General features: G+C 67.6%; 20 protein-coding genes and 1 pseudogene. 10 read left to right on the top strand and 11 right to left on the bottom strand.

Going from position 1 to position 24494, the window contains the following annotated elements; all coding sequences use genetic code 11:
• Nucleotides 1–96: 96 nt before the first annotated feature.
• Both coxB and ACWPN8_RS07480 read right to left on the bottom strand, forming a co-directional pair.
• Complete coding sequence (gene coxB / locus ACWPN8_RS07485; protein ID WP_109449467.1) at nucleotides 97–945, bottom strand: cytochrome c oxidase subunit II; 849 nt, start codon at nucleotides 943–945, stop codon at nucleotides 97–99.
• A gap of 572 nt (nucleotides 946–1517) precedes the next feature.
• On the bottom strand, nucleotides 1518–2897 hold the full coding sequence (locus ACWPN8_RS07480) for a DUF3422 family protein (protein ID WP_492240371.1): 1380 nt from the start codon (nucleotides 2895–2897) through the stop codon (nucleotides 1518–1520).
• A 277-nt stretch (nucleotides 2898–3174) separates the two neighbouring features.
• On the opposite strand from ACWPN8_RS07480, the gene tldD reads away from it, so the two are divergent.
• The 4 genes from tldD (at nucleotide 3175) to ACWPN8_RS07460 (ending at nucleotide 6302) form a co-directional block, all read left to right on the top strand.
• The gene (gene tldD / locus ACWPN8_RS07475; protein ID WP_109449469.1) at nucleotides 3175–4608 is read left to right on the top strand and encodes a metalloprotease TldD; all 1434 of its coding nucleotides are present in this window, start codon (nucleotides 3175–3177) and stop codon (nucleotides 4606–4608) included.
• Between the two features lie 149 nt (nucleotides 4609–4757).
• Nucleotides 4758–5318: a polymorphic toxin type 46 domain-containing protein gene (locus ACWPN8_RS07470; protein WP_492240370.1), complete on the top strand. Its 561-nt coding sequence runs from the start codon at nucleotides 4758–4760 to the stop codon at nucleotides 5316–5318.
• A gap of 47 nt (nucleotides 5319–5365) precedes the next feature.
• Nucleotides 5366–5653: an immunity protein Tsi6 family protein gene (locus ACWPN8_RS07465; protein ID WP_492240369.1), complete on the top strand. Its 288-nt coding sequence runs from the start codon at nucleotides 5366–5368 to the stop codon at nucleotides 5651–5653.
• A gap of 109 nt (nucleotides 5654–5762) precedes the next feature.
• Nucleotides 5763–6302, top strand: a complete 540-nt coding sequence (locus tag ACWPN8_RS07460) for a glycine cleavage system transcriptional repressor (RefSeq protein ID WP_492240368.1) — start codon at nucleotides 5763–5765, stop codon at nucleotides 6300–6302.
• A gap of 13 nt (nucleotides 6303–6315) precedes the next feature.
• Here ACWPN8_RS07460 and sugE read toward each other — a convergent pair whose 3' ends face one another.
• Nucleotides 6316–6633 carry a quaternary ammonium compound efflux SMR transporter SugE gene (gene sugE / locus ACWPN8_RS07455; protein ID WP_098740076.1) on the bottom strand — a complete coding sequence of 106 codons (318 nt, stop codon included), beginning with the start codon at nucleotides 6631–6633 and terminating at the stop codon, nucleotides 6316–6318.
• A 240-nt stretch (nucleotides 6634–6873) separates the two neighbouring features.
• Between sugE and ACWPN8_RS07450 the strand changes: the two genes are divergently transcribed.
• Genes ACWPN8_RS07450 through ACWPN8_RS07440 form a run of 3 tightly spaced genes read left to right on the top strand, consistent with a single transcriptional unit; the run spans nucleotide 6874 to nucleotide 11834 of the window.
• Entirely contained in the window at nucleotides 6874–7182 is a 309-nt protein-coding gene (locus tag ACWPN8_RS07450) for an FAD assembly factor SdhE (protein ID WP_492240367.1), read from the top strand.
• Nucleotides 7183–7237: 55 nt separating this feature from the next.
• The gene (gene mfd, locus ACWPN8_RS07445) at nucleotides 7238–10879 is read left to right on the top strand and encodes a transcription-repair coupling factor (protein ID WP_492240366.1); all 3642 of its coding nucleotides are present in this window, start codon (nucleotides 7238–7240) and stop codon (nucleotides 10877–10879) included.
• Between the two features lies 1 nt (nucleotide 10880).
• A complete protein-coding gene (locus ACWPN8_RS07440) occupies nucleotides 10881–11834 on the top strand; it encodes an ACT domain-containing protein (RefSeq protein WP_109449485.1) in 954 nt (317 codons plus the stop codon).
• 9 nt (nucleotides 11835–11843) lie between these two features.
• Here the strand turns inward: ACWPN8_RS07440 and ACWPN8_RS07435 are convergent, their stop codons facing one another.
• Nucleotides 11844–12053, bottom strand: a complete 210-nt coding sequence (locus ACWPN8_RS07435; protein WP_492240365.1) for a hypothetical protein — start codon at nucleotides 12051–12053, stop codon at nucleotides 11844–11846.
• A gap of 195 nt (nucleotides 12054–12248) precedes the next feature.
• Here ACWPN8_RS07435 and ACWPN8_RS07430 point away from each other — a divergent pair, with 195 nt between their 5' ends.
• Nucleotides 12249–14180, top strand: coding sequence for a di-heme-cytochrome C peroxidase (locus ACWPN8_RS07430; RefSeq protein ID WP_492240364.1), 1932 nt, complete (start codon nucleotides 12249–12251; stop codon nucleotides 14178–14180).
• Nucleotides 14181–14207: 27 nt separating this feature from the next.
• On the opposite strand, the gene ACWPN8_RS07425 is transcribed toward ACWPN8_RS07430, so the two are convergent.
• Nucleotides 14208–14618, bottom strand: coding sequence for an HIT domain-containing protein (locus ACWPN8_RS07425; RefSeq protein WP_492240363.1), 411 nt, complete (start codon nucleotides 14616–14618; stop codon nucleotides 14208–14210).
• 272 nt (nucleotides 14619–14890) lie between these two features.
• Here ACWPN8_RS07425 and ACWPN8_RS07420 point away from each other — a divergent pair, with 272 nt between their 5' ends.
• Both ACWPN8_RS07420 and ACWPN8_RS07415 read left to right on the top strand, forming a co-directional pair.
• On the top strand, nucleotides 14891–17500 hold the full coding sequence (locus tag ACWPN8_RS07420) for a glycosyltransferase family 2 protein (RefSeq protein ID WP_492240362.1): 2610 nt from the start codon (nucleotides 14891–14893) through the stop codon (nucleotides 17498–17500).
• An 88-nt stretch (nucleotides 17501–17588) separates the two neighbouring features.
• Nucleotides 17589–18182 carry a hypothetical protein gene (locus ACWPN8_RS07415; protein ID WP_492240361.1) on the top strand — a complete coding sequence of 198 codons (594 nt, stop codon included), beginning with the start codon at nucleotides 17589–17591 and terminating at the stop codon, nucleotides 18180–18182.
• A gap of 88 nt (nucleotides 18183–18270) precedes the next feature.
• Here ACWPN8_RS07415 and recA read toward each other — a convergent pair whose 3' ends face one another.
• From recA to ACWPN8_RS07385, 6 genes and pseudogenes are all read right to left on the bottom strand, one after another.
• On the bottom strand, nucleotides 18271–19350 hold the full coding sequence (gene recA / locus ACWPN8_RS07410; protein WP_492240360.1) for a recombinase RecA: 1080 nt from the start codon (nucleotides 19348–19350) through the stop codon (nucleotides 18271–18273).
• 176 nt (nucleotides 19351–19526) lie between these two features.
• Nucleotides 19527–21572: an ATP-binding protein gene (locus ACWPN8_RS07405; RefSeq protein WP_492240359.1), complete on the bottom strand. Its 2046-nt coding sequence runs from the start codon at nucleotides 21570–21572 to the stop codon at nucleotides 19527–19529.
• Nucleotides 21573–21658: 86 nt separating this feature from the next.
• Nucleotides 21659–21817, bottom strand: a pseudogene (locus ACWPN8_RS07400) (PAS domain-containing protein); the annotation flags it as partial.
• 457 nt (nucleotides 21818–22274) lie between these two features.
• The gene (flhB, locus tag ACWPN8_RS07395; RefSeq protein WP_492241379.1) at nucleotides 22275–23339 is read right to left on the bottom strand and encodes a flagellar biosynthesis protein FlhB; all 1065 of its coding nucleotides are present in this window, start codon (nucleotides 23337–23339) and stop codon (nucleotides 22275–22277) included.
• Between the two features lie 26 nt (nucleotides 23340–23365).
• Nucleotides 23366–24136: a flagellar biosynthetic protein FliR gene (gene fliR / locus ACWPN8_RS07390; protein ID WP_109449503.1), complete on the bottom strand. Its 771-nt coding sequence runs from the start codon at nucleotides 24134–24136 to the stop codon at nucleotides 23366–23368.
• Entirely contained in the window at nucleotides 24133–24492 is a 360-nt protein-coding gene (locus ACWPN8_RS07385; protein WP_098740089.1) for a flagellar biosynthetic protein FliQ, read from the bottom strand. The genes fliR and ACWPN8_RS07385 overlap by 4 nt, the downstream gene beginning before the upstream one ends.
• Nucleotides 24493–24494 lie beyond the last annotated feature (2 nt).

Below are 24494 nucleotides of genomic sequence, written 5' to 3'. Positions count from 1 at the left end.
CTGGCCGCCGTCCGCTCCGCTCTGTCGCGGAGCGCCGGCAGCTGGGTTGGGTTCTTCTTATCGCGTCGTCCCTGTGGCGGGCTGTGCGAAGTCCGCTTATTCGACCAGCGTTCCGGTCGGGCGCTGCGCCACGTCGCGGTCACCGTCCTTAGGAGCGTAGGCCGTCTTGGCCTTGGCGACCCAGGCGTCGAACGCTTCCCGAGACACGGCCTCAACCGCGATCGGCATGAAGCCGTGGTTGGTGCCGCAGATCTCGGAGCACTGGCCGTAATAGACGCCTTCGCGCTCGGCCTTGAACCAGGTCTCGTTGATGCGGCCGGGCACGCCGTCCTTCTTCAGGCCGAAGGCGGGAACCGCCCAGGAATGGATCACGTCGCCGGCCGTCACCAGCACGCGGATGGTGGTGTTCACCGGAACGACCACTCGGTTGTCGACCTCCAGCAGGCGCTTCTGGCCCGGCTTCAGGTCGGCATCGGCGATCATGTAGCTGGAGAAGGTGATGTTGCCGTGGTCGGGATATTCGTAATCCCAGTACCACTGGTGGCCGATCACCTTGATGGTCATGTCGGCCTGCGGGATGCGTTCCGCCGCGTAGAGCAGCTTGAAGGACGGAACGGCGATCACGATCAGGATGATGACCGGGACCACGGTCCAGGCGACCTCGAGCAGCGTGTGGTGCGAGGTCTTGGACGGAACCGGGTTCCTCTTCGCGTTGAACCGGACGACGCAGTAGGCCATCAGCCCCGCGACGAAGATCACGATCAGCGTGATGACGACGGTCAGCAGGTCGTTGAACGAGGTCATCAGGTGTTTGACCGGCGAGGCGGAGGGCTGCATGCCCATTTCCCACGGTCGCGGCTCGTTCGCCAGGGCGGCACTGCTCCAGCCGCCCACCATCGACAGGACCGCCGCCAGGCCGGCGGCGTACAGGCTTTGCCTTCTCATCCCCAACCCCTTCTTAGCCGCGACGCTCGTCATGGCCCGCGGTCGTCTCTCCCGCCGACGCTCCCTCCGCCCTGTTGATCCGGACCGGTTTCTGTTCGCGCGGTCCATGGTTGGGCTTATCAGCGAACGTCAGTTTATGCAGGGATCACGCCATCTTAGCGCGACATATACCCGCAGCCGGAGCTTATCCCCGTGCCCCGCTGGGTTACAAGCCTTTCCTCTCGCCCACCGATTGCCCCATCGACTGCATAGACTTTTCCTCACATTCAGATGAGCCGTGGGAACAAAGGTTGAGCGGAAACAGGGGGCATGCCATGCGGCATTCCGCCGCAGTCCGTTGGACCAGCTGATTTTCTCGGGATTGGCTTCGGGACATGAATGCCAGCGCTCAAGCCCTGGCGCGCAGGATTGTTGCGGCGGCGGTGCGCGACTCAGGAGTTGAGGATGGGCAAGGTCCGGGCGTCCCGCCAGATGCGCGAAGGTGATAGACGGCGCCCCTACCCTTCCCCGCCCGGCTAGGGAGGGTTTGCGGCACCTTCAATTCAGATCGGACAGGGCGGCAACCGCGCCGGTCAATGCCCGCCGACCAGCACCTTGCGAATCCGCCTGACACCCGACCAGACGAAGGCGATGACGATGGGGATCATCAGCCCGACCAGCAGGTCGGGGTCGATCTTGAGGCCGAAGCCTTTCAAGCCCTTGGCCGCATAGCCGACGATGCCGACGAGGTAGTAGCTGATCGCCACCACCGACAGCCCCTCGACCGTTTCCTGCAGGCGAAGCTGCAACTGCGCGCGGCGGTCCATCGACTGGAGCAGCTCGGCATTCTGCCCTTCCACCGCAATCTCGACGCGGGTGCGCAGCAGCGTGCTGGCTCGCGCGACGCGCTGCGACAGCGAATCGAGCCGCTCCTCCACCGCCTCGCAGGTGCGGATCGCCGGGGTCAGGCGGCGGTCCATGAACTCCTGGACGGTCTGCAACCCCTCGATCCGGATCTCGCGCAGCTCCTCGATTCGCCGCTCCACCAGCTCGTGATAGGCGCGGGCGGCGCCGAATCGGTAGGCGGTCTCGGCGGCGATCTGCTCGGTCTGCGCCGCCAGCAGGGTCAGGCGGTCGAGCAGGTCGCGCTCGTCCTGAAGGCCGCGCAGGCTGGCGATGCGGGTGGTGACCTCGGCCAGCCCGGCCTCGATCGGGCCGATGCGGGGCAGCACGCCGCGCGCCATCGGCAGGGCCAGCAGGGCCAGCACGCGGTAGGTCTCGATCTCCAGCAGGCGCTGGACGACGCGGCCGGTCTGGCGCGGCGTCATCGAATGGTCGGCGACCAGCATGCGGGAGAAGCCGTCGCCATGGATGCGGAAGTCGGTCCAGGCGGTGGCCGACCGGCCGGCGATTCGCGAGCCGACATAGCTTTCGGAGCCGAACATCGCCGCCATCATGTTCGCCGAGGGTTCGGGCGTGTCGGGATCGAGCACGGCGACATGGATGCCGACCAGCAGTTCGCCCGGCAGCCCGGCCAGCCAGTCGCGCGGCAGGGCGTGCAGCGCCGGATCGACGAAGGGATCGACGACGGAGCCGGCCGGCATGGCGCTGGGACGGAAGACCGTCCAGGTCGAGAATTCGGTATGGCGTTCCCACTTCAGGTGGAAGCTGCCGAAGGAGGCGCTGTGGTGGGTGGCGCCCTGCGGCGGACGGACAACGCCGGCCCAGTCGCACAGCGCCTCCAGATGCCGGCGGTCGGCCTCCGCCGCCCCTTCGCCCGACAGCATCGCCAGCATGGTGGCGCGCACCGGGGCGGCCAGCGCCTCCGGCGGGCGGGCATGCACCTCGTTGGTGAGCGTCTGGCGCAGCGGATGATCGCGCAGCGGGCGCAGGCCGGAGATGGACGCACCGGAGCCACCGGGCCCGGCGCGGTTCAGGGTATCGGCTGTCGTCCGCGCCGCACCGTCGGTCATGATCCCCTCCGCCATCCCAGCACCGCCCCCGCTTGGCCGTTCCGTGGCCATCCCCTGGTCTTCCCTGGCCCGTCCGCCGACAGGTTACACAATCGGGCATCGGCGAACTTGCCGGATCGCGCCAGCGTCGCCACACTATAGTCTGTCCGTTAGAACACATCGTACGGTGCGGCGCGAGATCGCCCGCTATGACACTGTGTCCTACCATGGAACAAGGCCGCTACTCCCCGCGGGCCGGGCAGGCCGGGTTCCGCCCCATCACAGGTTCGGAGTTTTCATGAGCGCGCTTGCCGTCACCGACGATCTCTTCTTCAACCGCGCCGGCATGGACCGCGCCCGCGTGGAAGGCGTCGTGCAGGACGCCCTGCACAGTGCCGACGATGGGGAGCTTTATCTTGAATACGCCCAGAGCGAGTCGCTGGGCTGGGACGATGGGAAGCTGAAATCCGCCAGCTTCGACACCACCCAGGGCTTCGGCCTGCGCGCCATCGCCGGCGAGGCAACCGGCTACGCCCATGCCAGCAACCTGTCGGAAGAGGCGATCCGCCGCGCAGCCGCCACCGTGCGCGCCGTGCAGGCCGGCCACGCCGGCACTCTGGCCGAGCCGCCGGCCGGCACCAACCGCGCGCTCTACATCCCCGACAACCCCCTGCACCTCGTCCCCTTCGCGGAGAAGGTGAAGCTGCTGGCCGACATCGACGCCTATGCCCGCGCCAAGGACGAGCGCGTCCGGCAGGTCAGCTGCTCGATCAGCGGCGAATGGCAGGCGGTGCAGATCATGCGCGCCGACGGCGTGCGTGTCGCCGACCTGCGCCCGCTGGTCCGCCTGAACGTCTCGGTCGTGGTGGCCGAGGGCGACCGGATGGAGACCGGCGGCTATGGCGGCGGCGGCCGCGTCACCTACGAACACTACATCCAGCCGGAGACCTGGCGCGGCTTCGTCGACGAGGCGCTGCGGCAGGCTCTGGTCAATTTGTCCTCGGTCCCCGCCCCGGCCGGCGAGATGACGGTGGTGCTGGGCAGCGGCTGGCCCGGCATCCTGCTGCACGAGGCCATCGGCCACGGGCTGGAGGGCGATTTCAACCGCAAGAAGACCTCGGCCTTCTCCGGCCTGCTGGGCCAGCGCATCGCCGCGCCCGGCGTCACCATCGTCGATGACGGCACCATCGAGAACTCGCGCGGCTCGATCAGCGTCGACGACGAGGGCACGCCCGGCCAGTGCACCACGCTGATCGAGGACGGCATCCTGGTCGGCTTCATGCAGGACCGCATGAACGCCCGCCTGATGGGCATGCGCCCGACCGGCAACGGCCGGCGCCAGAGCTTCGCCTACAACCCGATGCCGCGCATGACCAACACGGTGATGCGCAACGGCAACCACAGCCCGGACGAGATCATCGCCTCGGTCAAGAAGGGCATCTACGCCAAGAATTTCGGCGGCGGCCAGGTGGACATCACCAACGGCAAGTTCGTCTTCTCGGCCAGCGAAGCCTACCTGATCGAGGACGGCAAGCTGGGTCCGGCGGTGAAGGGCGCCACCCTGATCGGCAACGGCCCGGACAGCCTGACCCGCGTGTCGATGATCGGCAACGACAGCCGGCTCGACCCCGGTGTCGGCACCTGCGGCAAGGACGGCCAGGGCGTGCCGGTCGGCGTCGGCCAGCCGACGCTGAAGCTGGAAGGCCTGACGGTCGGCGGCACCGCCGCCTGACGCTGCGGCGTCTGACATTTTCCGAGCCTCGATGAAGGGCCGGATCGCTTCTGCGGTCCGGCCCTTTTCGTATTTCGGGCTTGGAGCCGCCGATTGCATTGGTATCGTCAATCAGGAGTTTTTCAACTTCCCGGATTGGACGATCACACATGCATTCGTTTTCGAGAATTTTAAAGGCCGCGACGCTCGCTTTCGGGCTGGCGCTGGCCGCGACCCTTCCCGGCCATGCCCAGACCGCCCCGACCGTTGAACAGGCGGCCGCCGCCAAGGCCCCGGGCGCCAGCGCCGACCAGCTGAACGCCCGCGTCGTGGTGGCGAGCTATTTCTACGCCTCCACCGATCTCACCTCCGCCCGCTATGCCGACGATTCCAAGGGAATCGATTTCTCCAAGCCGCTGGAGGTGATCGACGTCGCCGCCGGCACCGGCTGGTACCAGTATGTCCGCACCGGCTATGACAGCGTCCGCTTCGGCAACTTCTTCTCGCCCGTGGTGACGGCGACGCCCGACTGCCTCGGAATCTCCGGCGCCGGCCGGGCCGAGTACAAGGCGGTCCTGCCCGCCGGCCAGGGGCTGAAGTCGGTTGCCGCCCCCATCGTCGACAGCTGGACCACCCCCGGCACCAGCGTGCAGACGGCGGGCGGCTGCGCCCAGGTCGTGGTGCCGAACAGCGTGAAGGCCGGCGTCACCAGCGGCGGTCTGGTACAGTAACGCCCCGCCGCAATCGCAACCCCTTCCATCGCACCCGGAGCCCCGCCATGTCCGACATCGCCACCACCGACGAACTGCGCCGCCGCATCGCGCAGGCCCAGGCCGGGGTTGCCGTGCTGGCGCGGCGGGAACCGGACAGCAGCTGGCTGGCCAGCATCCAGCGCCAGCTTGACTATGTAGACGGGGCGGCGCGGGATGGGGCCGAGCGGCTCGACCACGCCGACGAGCTGAATTTCGGCCTGCTCGCCTCGCATTATGTCGACGACGCCGACCCGGCGCTGGCGGCGGAGCTTCACACCATCAGCGCCGCGACCCGCCGCCTGTTCGGTTTCTGAGCGCCATTTTGTGCTGGCGTTCCCGGCACCCCGCTTCGATGATCGCCCTTCCGGACGGCACGGCCGAACCCGTGCCCCTCGAGAACAAGATCAAAACGGGAGATGTGCGATGGCGACGGAATCGACCGCTGGGCTGGCCCTGGTTTCCACCTTCTGCCCCGACCGGGTCGGGCTGGTGTCCGGCATCACCAGCCACCTGTTCGACCAGGGCATCAACCTGCGCGACGCCACCTTCGCCTCGCTCGGCACGGGGGCCGAGTTCTCCGCCGTCTGTGAACTGCCCGCCGGCCTGACGGTGGCGGAGGTCCAGGCCAGCCTGTCGTCCCTGAGCGTCCTGGCCGGCGCCGAGGTGAAGGTCACCCCCTTCGCCTTCGATCCCCAGCCGGGCCCGCAGGCGATGGTCACCCACCGCGTCGAGGTGTCGGGCGGCGACCAGCCCGGCCTCGTCGCCCGCCTGTCGGAGATCTTCACCCAGTTCGACGCCAACATCGTGCGGCTGGACGCGCAGACCTTGCCCGACCGCGCCGGCGAGCGCTATGTCCTGCGCTTCTCGGTCTCGATCCCGCCGGAGCGGGCGGAGGTCTGCCTGTCGGCGGTGGCCAACACCGCGGAAACGCTGGGGCTGACCTGCCGGGCGGAGGCGCTGTGAGGGGGCTGCCCCCTCACCCATGCAGGACTTTCAGCCCGACGATCCCGCCGACGATTGCTGCGATGCACAGCAGACGCAGCGCGCCGGCGGGTTCGCCGAACAGCATCATGCCGAGCAGGGCGGTGCCGACCGTGCCGATGCCCGTCCACACCGCATAGGCGGTGCCGAGCGGCAGCGTCTTGAGCGCCGCCCCCAGCAGCAGGATGCTTGCCAGCATCGCCGCGGCGGTCAGCACGCTGGGGACCAGACGGGTGAAGCCTTCGGTGTATTTCAGGCCGACGGCCCAACCGATTTCAAAAAGACCGGCGAAGAACAGCGTGACCCACGCCATGACGGTACCCTCCGTCCTGGAATGGCGGGGTCGTCCCCACCCGGTTGGCCTCTGCAAATCGGCGGGGTCGTCCCCGCGGGCCTGACCGCAGATAGGACAGGCGGCATGCCCAGTCAAGACGGCAGGGTCAAGACGGGCGGGGAATGTTGCATCGCCACGCCGGCCCGTGCAGGATGGGGTTCCTGAATGGTTCCCCCCTTCGCCGCTGGTGGCGCTGGGGGCTTTCGACGTTGGACTGCAATGACCGAAAACGGTACCGCACCGGCTCCCGAGAAGGCCGAATTGATCGAAAACCGGCGCAAGCGGCTGCGCTTCCGCTCCTGGCACCGCGGCACGCGCGAGATGGACCTGCTGATGGGCAGCTTCGCCGACGCCCATGTCGGCGACTTCGACCACGCCATGCTCGACCGCTTCGAGGCGCTGCTGGAGCTTGGCGATCCCGACCTCTACGACTGGATGTCGGGGCGCGAGCCGGTCCCGGCGGAGCATGACACTGACGTGATGCGCCTGTTGACGGCGTTCCGTTACACACCACGTCAAGGCTCCTGACGGAGCCCGGTCAAGGCTCCCCGACACGCACTTCCCATCTCCGAGGCATCCTCCTTTGGTCAGTTACGATCTCCAGCCCGGCCGCGCCGGCCGACTCCTGATCGGCGGCGCGCCCGAGGGTCATGACGCCCGCATCCTGGCGGAGCTGGCGCAGAAGGCCGGCGGCTACGGCCTGCTGCATGTGGCGCTGGATGACACGCGCTGCGCCCTGCTGGCGGAGGCGCTGGCCTTCTTCGCGCCGAAGCTGGAGGTGCTGACCTTCCCGGCCTGGGACTGCCTGCCCTATGACCGGGTGTCGCCGAACGGCGGCATCGTCGCCCGGCGCATCGACACGCTGACCCGCCTGATCGCCCGGCGCGACGCGGCGGCGAACCGCGACGGCCTGGCGCCGCTGATCGTGCTGACCACGGTCAACGCCGTGGTGCAGAAGGTGCCGCCGCGCAGCGCCTTCAGGAATGCGGTGTTCTCCGCCAAGCTGCGCGACCGGATCGACCTGGAGAAGCTGCAGCGCTACCTCGCCGGCAACGGCTACACCCGCGCGCAGACGGTGCGGGAGCCCGGCGAGTTCGCCGTGCGCGGCGGCATCGTCGACCTGTTTCCGCCCGGCACGGAAGAGCCGTTGCGCCTCGACCTGTTCGGCGACGAGCTGGAGGGCGTGCGCGCCTTCGATCCGATGACCCAGCGCACCACCGACAAGCGGGACAGCGTCGAGCTGAAGCCGATGTCGGAGGTCTTCCTCGACGAGGCCGGGATCGCCCGCTTCCGCTCCGGCTACCGCGAGCTGTTCGGGGCGGTGACCGACGACGATCCGCTCTACGAGGCGATCTCCGCCGGGCGCAGCTATGGCGGGATGGAGCATTGGCTGCCGCTGTTCCACGAGAGCATGGACACGGTGCTGGACTATCTGCCGCGCGGCATCGTCGGCCTGGACCATCAGGCCAACGAGGCGCGCGACGCCCGCATCGCCCAGGTGGTGGATTTCCACGCCTCGCGCGACGGCATGATGACCATCGAGAAGCGGGCGGGCTCCCCGGTCTACAAGCCGGTGCCGGTCGCCTCGATGTTCATCGACGCCACCGGCTGGGACGCGCTGCTGGCGGAACGCGCGGTGGCGCAGCTCCAGATCTTCTCGACGCCCCCCGGCATCAAGGGGACGGTGGACGCCGGCGGCAAGCGCGGCCATGACTTCGCCGAGGAGCGCAACCGCCCCGACGTGAATGTCTTCGACGCGGTGAAGGACCATATCCGCAGCTTGCGCGCCGACGGGCGCCGCGTGCTGATCGCGGGATATTCCGCCGGGTCGCGCGACCGCCTGTCCAACGTGCTGGCCGACCACGGCATCCCCGGCCTGGAACCGGCGGAGAGCATGGAGGATGTCCGCCGCTTCGACCGCGGCATCATCGGCACCATCGTGCTGGGGATGGAGCATGGCTTCACCTCCGCCGACCTCGCCGTCATCACCGAGCAGGACATCCTCGGCGACCGTCTGGTCCGCCCGGCCAAGAAGAAGCGCAAGGCCGCCAACTTCATCGCCGAGCATTCGGCCCTACATGAGGGCGACATCGTCGTCCATATGGACCACGGCATCGGCCGCTACGATGGGCTGGAGACGCTGGAGGTCACCGGCGCGCCGCACGACTGCCTGCGCCTGGTCTATGAGGGCGGCGACAAGCTCTATGTCCCGGTCGAGAACATCGAGGTGCTGTCGCGCTACGGCTCGGAGGACGCCAATGTCCAGCTCGACAAGCTGGGCGGCGCCGGTTGGCAGGGCCGCAAGGCCAGGGTCAAGAAGCGCCTGAAGGACATGGCGGAGGCGCTGCTGAAGATCGCGGCCGAGCGCATGCTGAAGAAGGCCGATCCGGTTTTGACGCCGGAGGGCGTCTATCAGGAGTTCGCCGCCCGCTTCCCCTACCCCGAGACCGACGACCAGCTGAAGGCCATCGAGGACATCTTCACCGACCTCGGCAGCGGCCGGCCGATGGACCGGCTGGTCTGCGGCGACGTCGGCTTCGGCAAGACCGAGGTGGCTCTGCGCGCCGCCTTCATGGTGGCGATGAGCGGCAAGCAGGTCGCCGTCGTCGTGCCGACCACCCTGCTCGCCCGCCAGCATTTCCGCACCTTCTCGACCCGGTTCAACGGGCTGCCGGTGCGCGTCGTGCAGCTGTCGCGCATGGTCACCGCGCGCGAACAGACTCTGGTCAAGAAGGAGCTGGCGGAGGGCACGGCCGACATCGTCGTCGGCACCCATGCCCTGCTCGCCAAGGGCCTCGACTTCAAGCGGCTCGGCATGGTCATCGTCGACGAGGAGCAGCATTTCGGCGTGAAGCAGAAGGAGCGGCTGAAGGAGCTGCGCGCCGACATCCATGTGCTGACGCTGACCGCCACGCCGATTCCGCGCACGCTCCAGATGGCGCTGTCCGGCGTGCGCGAGCTGTCGCTGATCGCCACCCCGCCGGTGGACCGTCTGGCGGTGCGCACCTTCGTCCTGCCCTATGACCCGGTGGTGATCCGCGAGGCGATCCTGCGCGAGCATTACCGCGGCGGCCAGAGCTTCTATGTCTGCCCGCGGGTGGAGGATCTGGCGAAGGTGGCCGAGCGGGTGCGCGAGCTGGTGCCCGAGGTCAAGGTCGTCACCGCCCACGGCCAGATGCCGGCCAGCGAGCTGGAAGACGTGATGACCGCCTTCGACGAGGGCAAGTTCGAGGTGCTGCTCGCCACCAACATCATCGAAAGCGGCCTGGACATTCCCAACGCCAACACGCTGATCGTCCACCGCGCCGACCTGTTCGGGCTGGCTCAGCTCTACCAGATCCGCGGGCGCGTCGGCCGGTCGAAGAAGCGCGGCTATGCCTATCTGACCTATGCGCCGAACAAGCCGCTGAGTTCCACTGCCCAGCAGCGCCTGCACGTCATCGAGACGCTGGACAGCCTGGGCGCCGGCTTCCAGCTCGCCAGCCACGACATGGACATCCGAGGCGCCGGCAACCTGCTGGGCGAGGAGCAGTCGGGCCAGGTGCGCGAGGTCGGCGTCGAGCTGTACCAGCAGATGCTGGAGGAGGCGGTCGCCAGCGCGCGGGCCTCGATGCAGGAGGGGGCGGTCGCCGCCGCGGCGGCGCAGGAGTGGGTGCCGCAGATCAACCTGGGCACCCCGGTGCTGATCCCGGAAAGCTACGTCCCCGACCTGACGGTGCGGCTGTCGCTCTACCGCCGCATCGCCGATCTGGTCGACCGGGCCGAGGTGGACGGCTTCGCCGCCGAGCTGATCGACCGCTTCGGCAAGCTGCCGGAGGAGGTGGAGAACCTGCTGGACGTCGTCACCGTCAAGCGCTGGTGCAAGCAGGCCAACATCGACCGGGTCGATGCCGGGCCGAAGGGGCTGGTGCTGGCCTTCCACGACAATTTCTATGCCGAGCCCGCCAAGCTGCTGACCTACATCGCCCAACACCTGACGCTGATGAAGCTGCGGCCCGACCACAAGCTGGTCTATGTCCGCGAATGGCCCGATCCGCAGGCCCGCGTGCGCAGCGTGCAGAAGCTGGTCAAGGATCTGGCGGAGATGGCGTCGGGCGGCGGCGTGCCGCGCGGCGAGACCCCGCCGCCGCCCCCTCCCCCGCCGCCGCCCAAGCCGACCGGGGCGAAGATCGCCTCGCGCTTCGGCACGCCGTCGCGGTTCGGCCGTCCGACCGGGCGGCGCTGAGATGGATGAGCTGATCCGCACCGTGTCGCTGGCCCGCCGTCTGGCCATCGGCGACCGGCGTGCAATGGGCGATGCCCCGTCGGTCGCCGACGAGGTGGCGGCCGACCGCGGCAAGCTGGCGGAACTGGTCGGCTGCCTGTTCGACGGGAACGCCAGCGTGCGCATGCGCGCCGCCGACGCGCTGGAACGGGTGTCGCGCGGCAATGCCGGCTGGCTCGACCCCTATGTCGAGCATCTGCTGACCGATGCCGTCGCCATCGAGCAGGCGGAGGTGCGCTGGCACATCGCCCAGATCGTGCCGCGCCTGACCATGACGGAGGAGCAGCGCCACCGCGCCGCCGTCCTGCTGGCCGACTGGTTCGAGAACAGCCCGAGCCGCATCGTCCAGACCAGCGCCCTGCAGGCGGTGGTCGATCTGGCCGAATCGGACGCGGACTTGCGCGCCACTTCGGCGGAGATGCTGGGCCGCGCCATGCGCTCCGGCGTGCCGTCGTTGGCCGCCCGCGCGCGGCGCATCCTGAAGCCCTTCGAGGTGGACGAGGCGACGCTGACCGCGGCCCTGGTGCGCGAGCAGACCGGCCTGACCCTGTCGATCCTGCCGGAACGGCTGGCGGTGGCGCAGTTGCCGCCGGGCAGCGGCCTGCCGGACTGGCTCGACTGGACCGACCCGCTGGTCGGCGCCACCCGCACCGGCGAGGAGCTGTCGATCCTCTGCCGGGAGGAGCGCGTGCCCGACGGGGTGAAGGCCGAGCGCGGCTGGCGCGCCTTCCGGGTGGAGGGCGTGGTCGATTTCAGCCTGTTCGGCATCCTGGCCCGCATCGCCGTGCCGCTGGCCCAGGCCCATCTGCCGATCTTCGCGATCTCCACCTACAACACCGACTATGTGCTGGTCCGCGCCGACGACCTCGACAAGGCGGCGGACGTGCTGGCGCTGACCTGCACGGTGAAGCGGTAGGGGCGGCCGTCAGGCGCCGCCGCCCTCCCGCCGGCTTTGCTCGGCGATCTCCTCGCGCTCGCCCATCTCCTCCCACTTCTTCTGGACAGGCTTGTCGGGATCGCCGGCGGCCTTGCCGGTCTCATCGACCAGCTTGTCCTCGATCTGCTGGGCGGCTTCGGAAGGGGCGTCAGACTGGGCGTCGGAGGTGCGGGAGGCGGGGCGGTCTTCGGTGGCCATGGCGGCGATCTCCGGATTTTTGCTGAACACACGAACGGTTCCGTCCTGATAACGGCATGGCCGGCCCGGCGGTTCCGCTCCGGTTTCAAAAATTGCATGTAGAAAAGAAATACAATTTTTCTGTTGCTCGGGCTCATTTATCACAGCGACAGTGGGGTCATTGACCATCAACCCACGCGCGTGGAGGTTACGCCCATGAATGCGTCTCGCCTGTCGATTGTGGCAGCGGTCGGCCTGCTGCCGCTGACTTTGCTCGGCGCCTGTGCGCCGGCACTGCCGACACCGGCCCCCACCAAGGAGGCGGTCTGGCTCGACCAGAACTGGAAGCCGGGCGAGCGCTATTGGTATCACCATGCCAGCCAGGGCACCTCGACCTTCCCGATCCCCTATTCCTGGTTCACGGCGCTGGAGCAGCCGGACATCCGGGTCTTCGGCGAGCCTAAGATGCTGGCGGACGAATCGTACCTGCAGCAGTTCGGCTTCATCCCCAGCCCGAAGCGGCTGGGCGGCGCCACGGCGCGCGATTACGGCTATGGGGCAGAGCCCGGCTCGGCCAAGGCGGTGCTGGCCGCCTACAACCAGTCGGAGGACGAGGTCAACCCGGACGGCCTGCCGGTCGGCTTCGCCCGCACCAAGGGCTATGTCGACCCGACGACCGGCCAGTCGCTGCCCGACCAGATCGGCCTGACCTGCGCCGCCTGTCACACCGGCCACATCGAGTATAACGGCGTCAGCCTGCGCATCGACGGCGCGCCGGCCGTCATCAACCTCGATGCGCTGACGGCGGCGCTGGGCTATTCGCTGGCCTACACCAAGGTCCTGCCCGGCCGGTTCGACCGCTTCGCCGACCGCGTGCTCGGCCCCACCCGCACCGCCGAACAGACGGCCGCCCTGCGCGAGCAGTTCGAGCAGACGCTGACCACCCTGGAGACCCTGGCGAAGCGCGGCGCGGCGCAGAGCGGCAATCCGGCGGTCACCGAGGGCTTCAACCGTCTGGACGCGCTGACCCGCATCGGCAACACCGTCTTCACCAATGACCTGCTGAACGGCAAGGTGGAGTTCGACCCCTTCACCAACGTCGCCGCCATCACGGCGCCGGTGAAGTATCCGCACATCTGGAACGCGTCCTGGTTCGACTGGGTGCAGTATGACGCCTCGATCATGCAGCCGATGGTGCGCAACGCCGGCGAGTCGATGGGCGTGGCGGCGCGGGTGAACCTGTCGAACCCGGACCGCAAGCTCTATGCCTCCTCCGTGCCGGTCGACAATCTCTACAAGATGGAACAGCTGCTGGCCGGCCCGAACCCGCTGGCCCGCAAGCCGGACGGCAGCGTGACCGGGTTCCAGGGGCTGACCGCGCCGAAATGGCCGCAAGCCGTTCTGGGCACCGTCGATGAGACCAAGCGGGCACGCGGCGCGGGCCTGTACCAGGAGCTGTGCCAGGGCTGCCACCTGCCGCCGGTCGATACCCCGGCCTTCTGGGATGCGAAATACTGGACCAAGCCGAACGCCGCCAAGCAGAGCTATCTGAAGGTCACGCCGATCAATGTCGGCACCGACCCGGCCCAGGCCAACATCCTGCAAACCCGGACGGTGCAGCTGCCGGCCTTCCTGAAGGTCGATCCCGCCAGCCTGTGCAACGGCAAGCCGGGCGAGCCGGTCACGAAGACGACTTTCGCGGCGGCGCTGGGCTACGTCGTCCAGAAGACGGCCGAGACCGCCTATGACGAGAACAAAATCCCGCCCGCCAAGCGGGAGGAGATGAACGGCTTCCGTCCGAACTGCCTCCAGGCGGAAGCCGGCTACAAGGCCCGTCCGCTGGACGGCATCTGGGCCGCCGGCCCCTACCTGCACAATGGCTCGGTCCCGACGCTCTACGACCTGCTGTCGCCGCTGGAGGAGCGGCCGAAGAGCTTCTGCCTCGGCCTGCGCAGCTTCGATCCGGTGAAGGTCGGCTACCGCACCGACTGCGCCGACGGCACCTTCACCCTCGACACCAAGATCCCCGGCAACACCAATGTCGGGCACCAGTTCGTCGGGTCCGGCGTCGCCGGCAGCGGCATCATCGGCCGCGGCCTGTCGGAACAGGAGCGGTGGGATCTGGTGGAATATCTGAAGACCCTGTAACGCCTGTCCCCGCGACCGGGCCGGCGGTCAGTCCTCCGCATGCAGCGCGTCGGCCAGCCGTTGCGCCAGGGCCGCCGCCGCCGCCGGCTGGTAAGGCTCGGCATGGCCGGCTCCCCAGACCGGACCCGGCCATGCCGGATCGCCGCGCGTCCGCCCGATCACATGGACGTGCAGCTGCGGCACCATGTTGCCGAGCGCCCCGACATTCATCTTGTCCGGCGCGAACAGCCGCTCCACCACGCGGGAGGCTCGCGCGATCTCCCGCATCAGCGTCGCCTGGTCCCCGTCGCCGAGCCGGTGGATTTCCACGGCACTCTCGCGCATCGGCACCAGGATCAGCCAGGGCCACAGCCGGTTGTTCATCAGCAGAACCCGGCAAAGATCCAGATCGGTCACATGAAGTGTGTCGGCCTGTAGCCGTTCGTTAAGGGAAAACATGCTTCACTCCTCTCTGGCACTCGCTGTCTGGCACTGACCGGAAGCATCATCCGGGAATAATCCGGAGGCTGCCCTGTTGTAGCCGGCAGTGGCGGGCCAACCGCGAAGCTTGTATAGAAGGCCGTGCGCGCCGGCCATACGGCACGGGCGGCATTCGTTGGACGATTGAGAGAGTTCGGTCCGAGGCAATGGTCGGGGCGGCAACGATCCCCTTGCGCCATTTCCGCGGGCCGTATCCATGTTTTCTGGTGCGGCGAGCGAGAACGACCCACATGCGCAAATCGGCCTTTGCGGTTCTGATCCTGGTGATCCTCGGCAACATCGCCTTCTGGGCGCTGTGGAACCGTCCGGTGGACGAGCGGTCCTGGGCCGGCGCCATCACCGGCGTCGCCTATACCCCCTTCCATTCGGACAAGAGCCCCTCGAAGGGCGACAAGGCGTCCGCCGACGACATCGAAAAGGACATGACGGCGCTGGAAGGTGCTGTAAAGGCGGTCAGAACCTATTCGACCACCGACGGCTCGGAAATGGTCGCGGCCATCGCCGCCAAGCACGGCCTGCCGGTGACCGCCGGCGCCTGGACCGCCGGCAAGCCGGAAATCGACGAGCCTGAACTGGCCGGCCTGATCAAGCTCGCCCGCGCCAACAGCAACGTCCGCCGCGTGCTGGTCGGCAACGAGGCGATCCTGCGCGCCGACCTGACGGTCCCGCAGGCAATCGAGTACGTCAAGCGGGTGAAGAAGAAGGTCAACGTCCCGGTCTCCATCGCCGAGCCGTGGCACGTCTGGCTGAAGAACCCCGAGCTGGCCGACGCGGTGGACTTCCTCGCCGTCCATCTGCTGCCCTACTGGGAAGGCGTGCCGGTCGACCAGTCGGTCGATTACGCCATGTTCCGCTACAACGAGCTGAAGGCGAAGTTCCCGAACAAGCACATCCTGATCGGCGAGATCGGCTGGCCGGCCGACGGGCCGTGGCGCCGCGGCGCCGAGGCGAGCCAGGTCAACCAGGCCAAGTTCATCCGCAACTTCCTGAACGTCGCCGCCCAGAACAAGCTCGACTACTTCATCATGGAGGCCTTCGACCAGCCCTGGAAGCGGGAGATTGAGGGCACGGCGGGCACCAGCTGGGGCCTGTGGGACTATCAGCGCAACCCGAAATTCCCGATGATCGGCGGGGTACACGAGATCCGCAACTGGGAGATCAAGTGCGCCACCGCCGTGGCGCTGGGCTTCCTGCCGCTGGTGTTCTTCCTGTGGCGCCGCAGCGACCTGAAGATCGGCGGGCAAATCTTCTACGGCGCGCTGATCCAGGCGGTCGCCTCCGTGCTGGTCTTCACCGTCAGCGCCGCCTCGGCCGCCGGCCTCGCACTCACCACCGAAATCGCCTGGGGCCTGCTGATCTTCTGCCAGCTGGTGCTGTTCGCGGTCATGCTGATCGACGGCATGGAGCTGACCGAGGTCGTCTGGCAGCACAAGTTCAAGCGCAAGTTCATCCCCTGCTCCGCCGCCCCGCTGCCCAATGCGGCGAAGGTGTCGATCCATGTGCCCTGCTACAACGAGCCGCCGCACATGGTCATGCAGACGCTGGACGCGCTGGCCGCCCTCGATTACCCGAACTACGAAGTCCTGCTGCTGGACAACAACACCAAGGATCCGGCGGTCTGGCGGCCCATCGAGGAATATTGCAAGAAACTGGGGCCGAAGTTCCGCTTCTTCCACCTCGACAACTGGCCGGGCTTCAAGGCCGGCGCGCTGAACTTCGGTCTGGCGCAGACCGCCCCGGATGCCGAGCACATCGCCGTCATCGACAGCGACTATCAGGTCCATCCCGACTGGCTGAAGGCGACCATCCCGCACTTCAACCGGCCGGAGGTCGGCTTCGTCCAGTCGCCGCAGGATTATCGCGAGTGGGAACACGACCTGTTCCAGCGCATGACCAACTGGGAATATGCCGGCTTCTTCCACATCGGCATGATCCAGCGCAACGAGCGCAACGCGATCATCCAGCACGGCACCATGACCATCATCCGCAAGTCGGCCCTGGAAAAGGTCGGCCGCTGGGGCGAATGGTGCATCACCGAGGACGCCGACCTCGGCCTGCGCCTGTTCGAGCATGGCTATGAGGCCGTCTACATGCCGGAGAGCTACGGCAAGGGCCTCGTGCCCGACAGCTTCTCCGCCTACAAGACGCAGCGCTTCCGCTGGGCCTATGGTGCGGTGCAGATCCTGAAGCATCATTGGCGCCAGCTGTCGCCCGGTGCCAAGGAGCTGACCGCCGGCCAGAAGTATCACTTCATCACCGGCTGGCTGCCCTGGTTCGCCGACGCCGCCCACATGGTGTTCGGCATCGCCGGCATCCTGTGGTCCATCGGGCTGATGGCCTTCCCGAAATATTTCGAGTTCCCGCCCAACGTCTTCATGATCCCGACGCTCAGCGTCTTCGCCTTCAAGGTCGGCGCCTCGCTCTGGCTCTACGAGGCGCGGGTGAGGTGCGGCTTCTGGGACAAGGTCGGCGCGGCGGTGGCCGGCATGGCGTTGACCCACACGGTCGGCCGCGCCATGTGGCTCGGTATGTTCACGTCCGGCCGTCCCTTCGTCCGCACGCCGAAATGCGAGAACCAGCCGGCGCTGATGCAGGCCTTCCTGATGGCGCGGGAGGAACTGGTTCTGCTGGTGTCGCTGTGGGGAGCGGCGCTCGCCATCGTCATGGTCTTCGGCCATGAGAACCGCGACGCCTTCATGTGGTCGGGCCTGCTGGTGGTGCAGTCGCTGCCCTATCTGGCCGCCTTCATCACCGCACTGATCAACGTCTTCCCGACGCTGGGCTTCGGCAGGAACAAGCCGCAACCGGCCGACAATGCGGTGGCCAGCGCCGGCGACTGATGGTCATAGGCCGGCGCTTCGGCTTGGAAGGAAGCGCCGGCTCTGCCAGACTGGATCGCCAGGGGTAACCAGTCCCGGGAGGCGGCTCATGTCCGGCAATCTCACCTCCGGACGCGGCATCGGCCCACCGGAGTTCAGTGTCCGCACCACAGCCGGCGTCGAGCGGACCGGCAGCGCCACCGACCGCAACCACCGCCGCAACCCACGGCGGGAGCAGCAGGAGCGCGAGCAGGAGCGGCGCGACCAGAGCCCGCCCAACCCACAGCGCCGCCGCCTCTACGACCTGCTGTTCGATGAGGTCGACCAGTTCGAGGGGCTCGACGACGGGCAGCGCAGCCGGCTGAAGGACAATCTCCGCAGCCACCTGTCCCACCGTGCCGCTGCCCTTACCCCTCAGGCCGCAGCCAATTTCCCAGCCGGGCCGGTTCCCCATGACGAGGAAGCGCTGGCCGAGGCCCTGCTGAAGGACCCGGCGGCGCCGATCCCGGTCGATGCCGAGCACATCGTCCAGGCCGTCACCGCGGCAGCGCCGGCGCAGGATGCGGAAACCGCCCGGATGGCCGAACAGCTACGCGACTGCCTCTCCCGCAACACCGACCGCGCGCGCAAGGTGGCGGTCTATCTGCACCTGCTGCTGACGCTGGAGGGGGCGTTCCGGCCGCATGTGGTGATGGATGTGTAGGTGAGGGCATTCGCCAGCCGCCAAAAAACAGAAAGCCCCACCTTCCTTTCGGAAAGCGGGGCCTTTCGTCACGCATGACCGGACGGTGTCACTCCGGCGTGGAGGCTTCGCCGTCGGCTTCCGGGGTGCCCATCATCGCGTCGGCGACCAGACCGGCGTTGCCGCGGATCTTGGCCTCGATGGCGTCGGCCATCTCCGGGTTGTTGCGCAGATAGGTCTTGGCATTCTCGCGGCCCTGGCCGATGCGGGTGCCGTCATAGCTGAACCACGCGCCCGACTTGTCGACCACGCCGGCCTGGATGCCGAGGTCGAGCAGCTCGCCGACCTTCGACACGCCCTCGCCATACATGATGTCGAACTCGACCACCCGGAACGGCGGGGCCATCTTGTTCTTCACCACCTTGACGCGGGTCTGGTTGCCGACGACGGTGTCGCGGTCCTTGATCGAGCCGATGCGGCGGATGTCGAGGCGGACGGAGGCGTAGAACTTCAGCGCGTTGCCGCCGGTCGTCGTCTCCGGGTTGCCGAACATCACGCCGATCTTCAGGCGGATCTGGTTGATGAAGATCACCAGGCAGTTCGACTTGGAGATCGAGCCGGTCAGCTTGCGCAGGGCCTGGCTCATCAGGCGGGCGTGCAGGCCGACATGGCTGTCGCCCATCTCGCCTTCCAGTTCGGCGCGCGGCACCAGGGCCGCCACCGAGTCGACCACCAGCACGTCGATGGCGCCGGAGCGCACCAGCGTGTCGGCGATCTCCAGCGCCTGCTCGCCGGCATCCGGCTGGGAGATCAGCAGTTCGTCGATGTTGACGCCCAGCTTGCGGGCATAGGACGGGTCGAGCGCATGCTCCGCATCGACGAAGGCGCAGGTGCCGCCGGCCTTCTGGGCCTGCGCGATGGCGTGCAGGGCCAGCGTCGTCTTGCCCGAGCTTTCCGGCCCGTAGATTTCGACGATGCGGCCCTTCGGCAGGCCGCCGATGCCCAGCGCGATGTCGAGACCGAGCGAGCCGGTGGAAATCACCTCCGTCTCGACCAGGTTCTCCTTGGCGCCGAGCTTCATGATCGAGCCCTTGCCGAACGCGCGTTCGATCTGGCTCAGGGCGGCATCGAGCGCCTTCTGCTTGTCCATGGAATCCTTCTCGACCAAACGAAGCTGTGCGGACGACATGCCCGGTACCCCTCTCTTAGAACACACGGTCGGCGCTCTTGCAACGAGGCTGAATGTACTCTCTTCGTTCTCGTTTGCAAGCGCCGATGTTGCCGGTGCGTTCCTATTTTTCCGGGGTTGTCCAGGCTCGTTTTCGCGAACGAATTCGCTCCCCCATCCGCTGTCCCGGCTGCCCCTCACCGCCCGTCGCGGATGACCTCCTTCACCTTGGAGGCCAGCTGCTTCAGCGAGAAGGGCTTGGGCAGGAAATGGGCGACTTCGACGCCGTCGATCTCGCCCAGCCGGTCCTCGGCATAGCCGGAGATGAAGATGACCCGCATCTCCGGGCGCAGCCTGCGGACATGGCGGGCCAGCGTCGGCCCGTCCATCTGCGGCATCACCACGTCGGTGATCAGCAGGTCGATGGAGGCGCCGTTGGTCTCGATCTGCTGCAAGGCCGCCTCGCCGTTCTTGGCCTCCAGCACCTGATAGCCCTTGTTGCGCAGCGCGCGGGCGGAGAAGACGCGCACCGCATCCTCGTCCTCCACCAGCAGGATGATGCCGGTGCCGGTCAGGTCGCTGCCGCGCCGCTCGCGCGGCTCCGCCGTATCGACCGGACGCAGCTCGCCCTGGTGGTGGGGCAGCAGGATGGTGAAGGTGGTTCCCTCCCCCACGGCCGAATCGACCAGCACGAAGCCGCCGGTCTGCCGCACGATGCCGTAGACCGTCGACAGGCCGAGCCCGGTGCCCGACCCGACCTCCTTGGTCGTATAGAAGGGCTCGAAGATGCGCTGGAGATTCTCCCGCGCGATGCCGCAGCCGGTGTCGATCACCTCGATGGAGACATAACTGCCGGCCGGCACCGTCTCGTGCTCCCGCCGCTCCGGCTGGCTGACGACGTAGTTGGTGGTGTTGACGATCAGCTTGCCGCCGCCGGCCATGGCGTCGCGGGCATTGACCACCAGATTGATGATGACCTGCTCCAGCTGATTCTGGTCGACCTTGACCAGACCCAGGTCGCGGCCATGGATCATCTTCAGTTCGATGTTCTCGCCGATCAGCCGGCGCAGCAGGTTCGCCAGCTCCGCCAGCACGTCGGTCACGTTGATGACGCGCGGCTGAAGGGTCTGCTGGCGCGAGAAGGCCAGCAGCTGCCGCACGAGGTTGGCGGCGCGGTTGGCGTTCTGCTTGATCTGCATGATGTCGCTGAAGGACTGGTCGCCCGGCTTGTGCCGCAGCAGCAGCAGGTCGCAGAAGCCGATCATCGCCGTCAGCAGGTTGTTGAAGTCGTGCGCCACGCCGCCGGCCAGCTGGCCGACCGCCTGCATCTTCTGCGACTGGGCGAACTGGGCCTCCAGGCTCTTGCGCTCGGTCATGTCGATGAAGTGCAGGATCAGGCCGACACCGTCGCCGCGCGCCCCATCGCCCCTGGCACCATCGCCCCTGCTACCCTCGCCGCGGCCATCCGTCCGCACCGGGTTGGCGAGGCGCCGGGCATAGAGCTGGGCGGTCAGCTCGCGCCCGCCGGACAGCCGGACCTCCAGCGGGTGGGCCGGGTCGGCGCCGCCCTGCACCGACCGCAGCCGGGCGATCACCGCCTCGCGCTCCGCCGGAACGATCAGGTCGGCCATCGGGCGGTTGATGACGCTGCCGGACTCGCTGCCGATCAGCGCCAGGAAGGCCTCGTTGCATTCGGTCAGCTGCCCGGTCTCGTCGACGAGCGCGATGCCGATGGGCGCATCCTCGAAGAAGCGCTGGAACCGCTGCTCGGACTGGCGCAGCGCCTCCTGCCATTCCCGTTCCGGGGACAGGTCGCGCACCACCGACCGGGTGTGGATGGTGCCGTCGTCGGCCTGCACCACGCTCTGCGCCACCGCGACCTGGAACCGCCGGCTGCGCAGACCCACCATGGTCAGCTCGCCGCGCTGCTCGCCGCCGCCATGGTCGAACAGGTCGTAGGGGGCGGCGGACACCGGGGGAGCCGCCAGGATGCCGTGCAGCCGCGATTCACCGTCGGTCAGGTCGCCGGGGGCGGCCTCCAGCCATTGGGCCAGGGTGGCGTTCACGAACAGGAAATGGCCGTTCTGATCGACCGAGAAGAAGCCGACCGGCGCATGTTCCATGAAGTCGGCGAGCTTGGCCTGCTCGCGCAGCATGACATGCTCCAGCTCGCGCCGCGCGGTGATGTCCTCGATCCGCCAGTGGACGGAGCCGGGGAAGCCGGCCACCGGCTGGCCCTGCACCTTGCGCCATTCCGGCGGGTGCCCGTCCAGCGCCGGGATCGCCAACTCGGCCGAGGCAGCCCCCCCGCCTTCACCCGTTCGCGCAGGCGGCGGAATTCGCGCGCGCTGTCGGGGTCGCCGGAGAATTGGCGGGCCAGGGCGTCCAGCGGCCGTTCGCCGCGGCGCCAGCCCGACAGCTCGCGGAAGGCGGCGTTGACGAACACCACATCGTCCGTTCCGTCGCAGACCAGCTGTCCGGCCGGCATCCCTTCCAGCGCGCCGCCGAGAAGCGCGCCGATGTGGGCCGACCGCCGCACCACCGACACGCTGCGGGCGATCAGCAGGGCCACGCCCAAGGCCACCAGCGCCGCCCCCAGCCAGCCGACCGCATCGTGCTCCAACAGCAATCCGGCGGCCAGCACCAGCAGTCCGGCCGGCGCCAGCGCATACTGCACCAGCATCAACACCCCGCCGGACGAAGCCTTGCGGTTCACTGCATCGCGCGCGGTGTCGGAAAGGGAAGTTGCGTCGTCCACCAATACTCCAAACCCCACACGGTCCGGCCGGGACATGCCCCGGTCCGCACTTGCCCGTCACACCACCTGCGATGGCCGGCCGATCCAGCCGATCCCGTCAACCGCCCCTTCAACCGTCAAGGGGCCGGAGCCGTTGCACCCAGATCGAATGAATCCGGATCGATTGAACCGGATCGGTTGCCCCGGATCAATTGCGCAGCGACCGCCCTTTCAGCTTGAAGACATAGGTGATGACTTCGGCGACCGCCCGATAATGCTCGGATGGAACTTCCTCGTCGATATCGCAAGCGGCATAGAGCGCACGGGCAAGGGGCGGGTTTTCTATGACCGGGACATTGTTCGATTCGGCGATCTCGCGAATCTTGAAGGCGACCTGATCGACACCCTTCGCCAGCACCATCGGCGCGCCCATCTGGGTGGGATCGTATTTCAGCGCAACCGCAAAGTGAGTCGGGTTGGTGACGACCACGTCGGCATTCGGCACCGCGGCCATCATGCGCTTGCGCGCGCGCTCGAACCGGATCTGCCGGATGCGGCCCTTGACCACGGGGTCGCCTTCCTGCTGCTTGTGCTCGTCCTTCACCTCCTGCTTGGTCATCTTCATCTTCTTGTCGAACTGCTGCTTCTGCCACAGGAAGTCGCCGGCGGCGATGAAGGTCAGGACGACGAGGACCCAGACCAGCAGGCGATGGGCCAGCCCGTCCATCTGCAACAGCATGGCAACGATGTCGATGCCGATATAGGCCTCGATGCCGCCGAACATCGGCACCAGCGCCATATAGGCGACGCCGCCGACCACCCCCAGCTTGACGATGCTCTTCAGCAGCTCGACGCCCTGGTTGGCCTTGAACATGTTCATCAGGCCGGGCAGCGGGTTCAGCTTGCCGAACTTCGGCGAGATCAGCTCCCACGAGACGTGGAAGCCGGTCTGCCCGATGGTCGACAGGACGCCGGCCACCACGAACAGCAGGATGGGCAGCCACAGCGCCCACATGGCGTCGGTCATCACCCGGAACAACAGCGCCCCGACCCCGGCCCGGTCGAAGGTGATGCGGTCCAGATTCTCGAAATAATAATTCAGGCGGAAGACCAGCCCCTTCAAGGTGCCGGGCAGGATGGAGACCAGAACCACCAGCATCGCCGCGACCATCAACCAGTTCGCGGCCTCGCGGGTCATCGCGAACTGGCCCTGTTTGTGGGCCTCGTCGAGCTTTTTTCCCGTCGGGTCTTCTGTTTTGGAGGAACTCGTCAGCTTCTTCCGACACCGGCGTCCTCCTTCTACAGCGGCTTCAGGAATTCGATGAAGGTCGATTCGAAGCGCGACAGCCAGAACAGCATCATCGCCCCCAGCGTCAGGGCGAACATGAACAGCCCAAGCAGCACCTGGACCGAGGTGAACAGCTGGAACACCTGCACCTGCGGCGCCAGCTTGTTCAGGAGCCCGAGCGCCAGCGCGAACAGGATGCCGGTGATCAGGAAGGGAGCTGCCATCTGCACCCCCATCATGAAGCTCTTCGACACCAGCTGCCCGACCACGTTCGCCATGTCGTCGACCGGGATGGCGGCACCGGGCGGGAAGGTGGAATAGCTGTCGACCACCGCCATGATCAGCAGATGGTGCAGGTCGGTGACGAACAGCAGAAGCAGTCCCAGCCACCCCATCAGCGAACCGGGCAGCGACCCGGCGGACGCCAGCGCCGGGTTGAAGATCTGCGCGTTGGCCAGCCCGCTCTGCAGGCTGATGATGGTGCCGGCCACCTCCAGCGCGCCCATCAGCAGCCGGGCGATGGTGCCCATGAAGATGCCTATGGTCATTTCGCCGGCGGCCAGCACCAGCAGCTGGAACGGGTTGCCCGGCATCGGCGGCAGCATCGGCCGGATCGCCGGCGCCGCCACCATGCTGACCACCAGCGCGAACAGCAGCCGTGCGCGGGTGGGAACGAAGGCGTCGCCGATGGTCGGCATCACGCTGAAGGCGGTGCCGACCCGCATGAAGACCAGCATCCAGACGAAGATCTGTTCGCCCAGCAGCTGCTGCAGGATGGTCATTGGCCCGCCGCGGCGGCGGTCGGTGCCGGGGCGGGCGTCACGCCGGTGCCGGGGGTGAAGGGCGCGCCGCCATTCTCGTTGGCGCCGACGCCGATGGCGACGATGCGGTCGGCGACCTCATGCTCGAAGAACTCGGTCAGCTTGCTCAGCATGAAGGGCATCAGCAGGATGCTGAGCCCGAAGACCAGCATCACCTTCGGCACCATGGCGATGGTCTGCTCGCTGATCTGGGTGACGGCCTGGAAGATGGAGATGACGGTGCCGAGCGCCATCATGATGACCAGAATCGGTCCGCACACGATCACCAGCGTGACGATCGAGGTGCGGCAAAGCTCGATGACTTCGGTCTCGTTCATAA

This window comes from Azospirillum sp. UENF 112521, from assembly GCF_058780665.1.
This window is presented reverse-complemented; position numbering and strand designations above follow the sequence as displayed.

Excerpts from the sequence above, each read along its gene's own strand:
- recA (WP_492240360.1), bottom strand. The coding sequence starts at position 19,350 with ATGTCGTCCGCACAGCTTCGTTTGGTCGAGAAGGATTCCATGGACAAG.
- ACWPN8_RS07385 (WP_098740089.1), bottom strand. The coding sequence starts at position 24,492 with ATGAACGAGACCGAAGTCATCGAGCTTTGCCGCACCTCGATCGTCACG.
- ACWPN8_RS07440 (WP_109449485.1), top strand. The coding sequence starts at position 10,881 with ATGGATGAGCTGATCCGCACCGTGTCGCTGGCCCGCCGTCTGGCCATC.
- ACWPN8_RS07470 (WP_492240370.1), top strand. The coding sequence starts at position 4,758 with ATGCATTCGTTTTCGAGAATTTTAAAGGCCGCGACGCTCGCTTTCGGG.
- sugE (WP_098740076.1), bottom strand. The coding sequence starts at position 6,633 with ATGGCGTGGGTCACGCTGTTCTTCGCCGGTCTTTTTGAAATCGGTTGG.
- ACWPN8_RS07435 (WP_492240365.1), bottom strand. The coding sequence starts at position 12,053 with ATGGCCACCGAAGACCGCCCCGCCTCCCGCACCTCCGACGCCCAGTCT.
- ACWPN8_RS07465 (WP_492240369.1), top strand. The coding sequence starts at position 5,366 with ATGTCCGACATCGCCACCACCGACGAACTGCGCCGCCGCATCGCGCAG.
- ACWPN8_RS07450 (WP_492240367.1), top strand. The coding sequence starts at position 6,874 with ATGACCGAAAACGGTACCGCACCGGCTCCCGAGAAGGCCGAATTGATC.
- ACWPN8_RS07415 (WP_492240361.1), top strand. The coding sequence starts at position 17,589 with ATGTCCGGCAATCTCACCTCCGGACGCGGCATCGGCCCACCGGAGTTC.
- fliR (WP_109449503.1), bottom strand. The coding sequence starts at position 24,136 with ATGACCATCCTGCAGCAGCTGCTGGGCGAACAGATCTTCGTCTGGATG.
- coxB (WP_109449467.1), bottom strand. The coding sequence starts at position 945 with ATGAGAAGGCAAAGCCTGTACGCCGCCGGCCTGGCGGCGGTCCTGTCG.
- tldD (WP_109449469.1), top strand. The coding sequence starts at position 3,175 with ATGAGCGCGCTTGCCGTCACCGACGATCTCTTCTTCAACCGCGCCGGC.
- ACWPN8_RS07480 (WP_492240371.1), bottom strand. The coding sequence starts at position 2,897 with ATGACCGACGGTGCGGCGCGGACGACAGCCGATACCCTGAACCGCGCC.
- ACWPN8_RS07425 (WP_492240363.1), bottom strand. The coding sequence starts at position 14,618 with ATGTTTTCCCTTAACGAACGGCTACAGGCCGACACACTTCATGTGACC.
- ACWPN8_RS07420 (WP_492240362.1), top strand. The coding sequence starts at position 14,891 with ATGCGCAAATCGGCCTTTGCGGTTCTGATCCTGGTGATCCTCGGCAAC.
- ACWPN8_RS07460 (WP_492240368.1), top strand. The coding sequence starts at position 5,763 with ATGGCGACGGAATCGACCGCTGGGCTGGCCCTGGTTTCCACCTTCTGC.
- ACWPN8_RS07430 (WP_492240364.1), top strand. The coding sequence starts at position 12,249 with ATGAATGCGTCTCGCCTGTCGATTGTGGCAGCGGTCGGCCTGCTGCCG.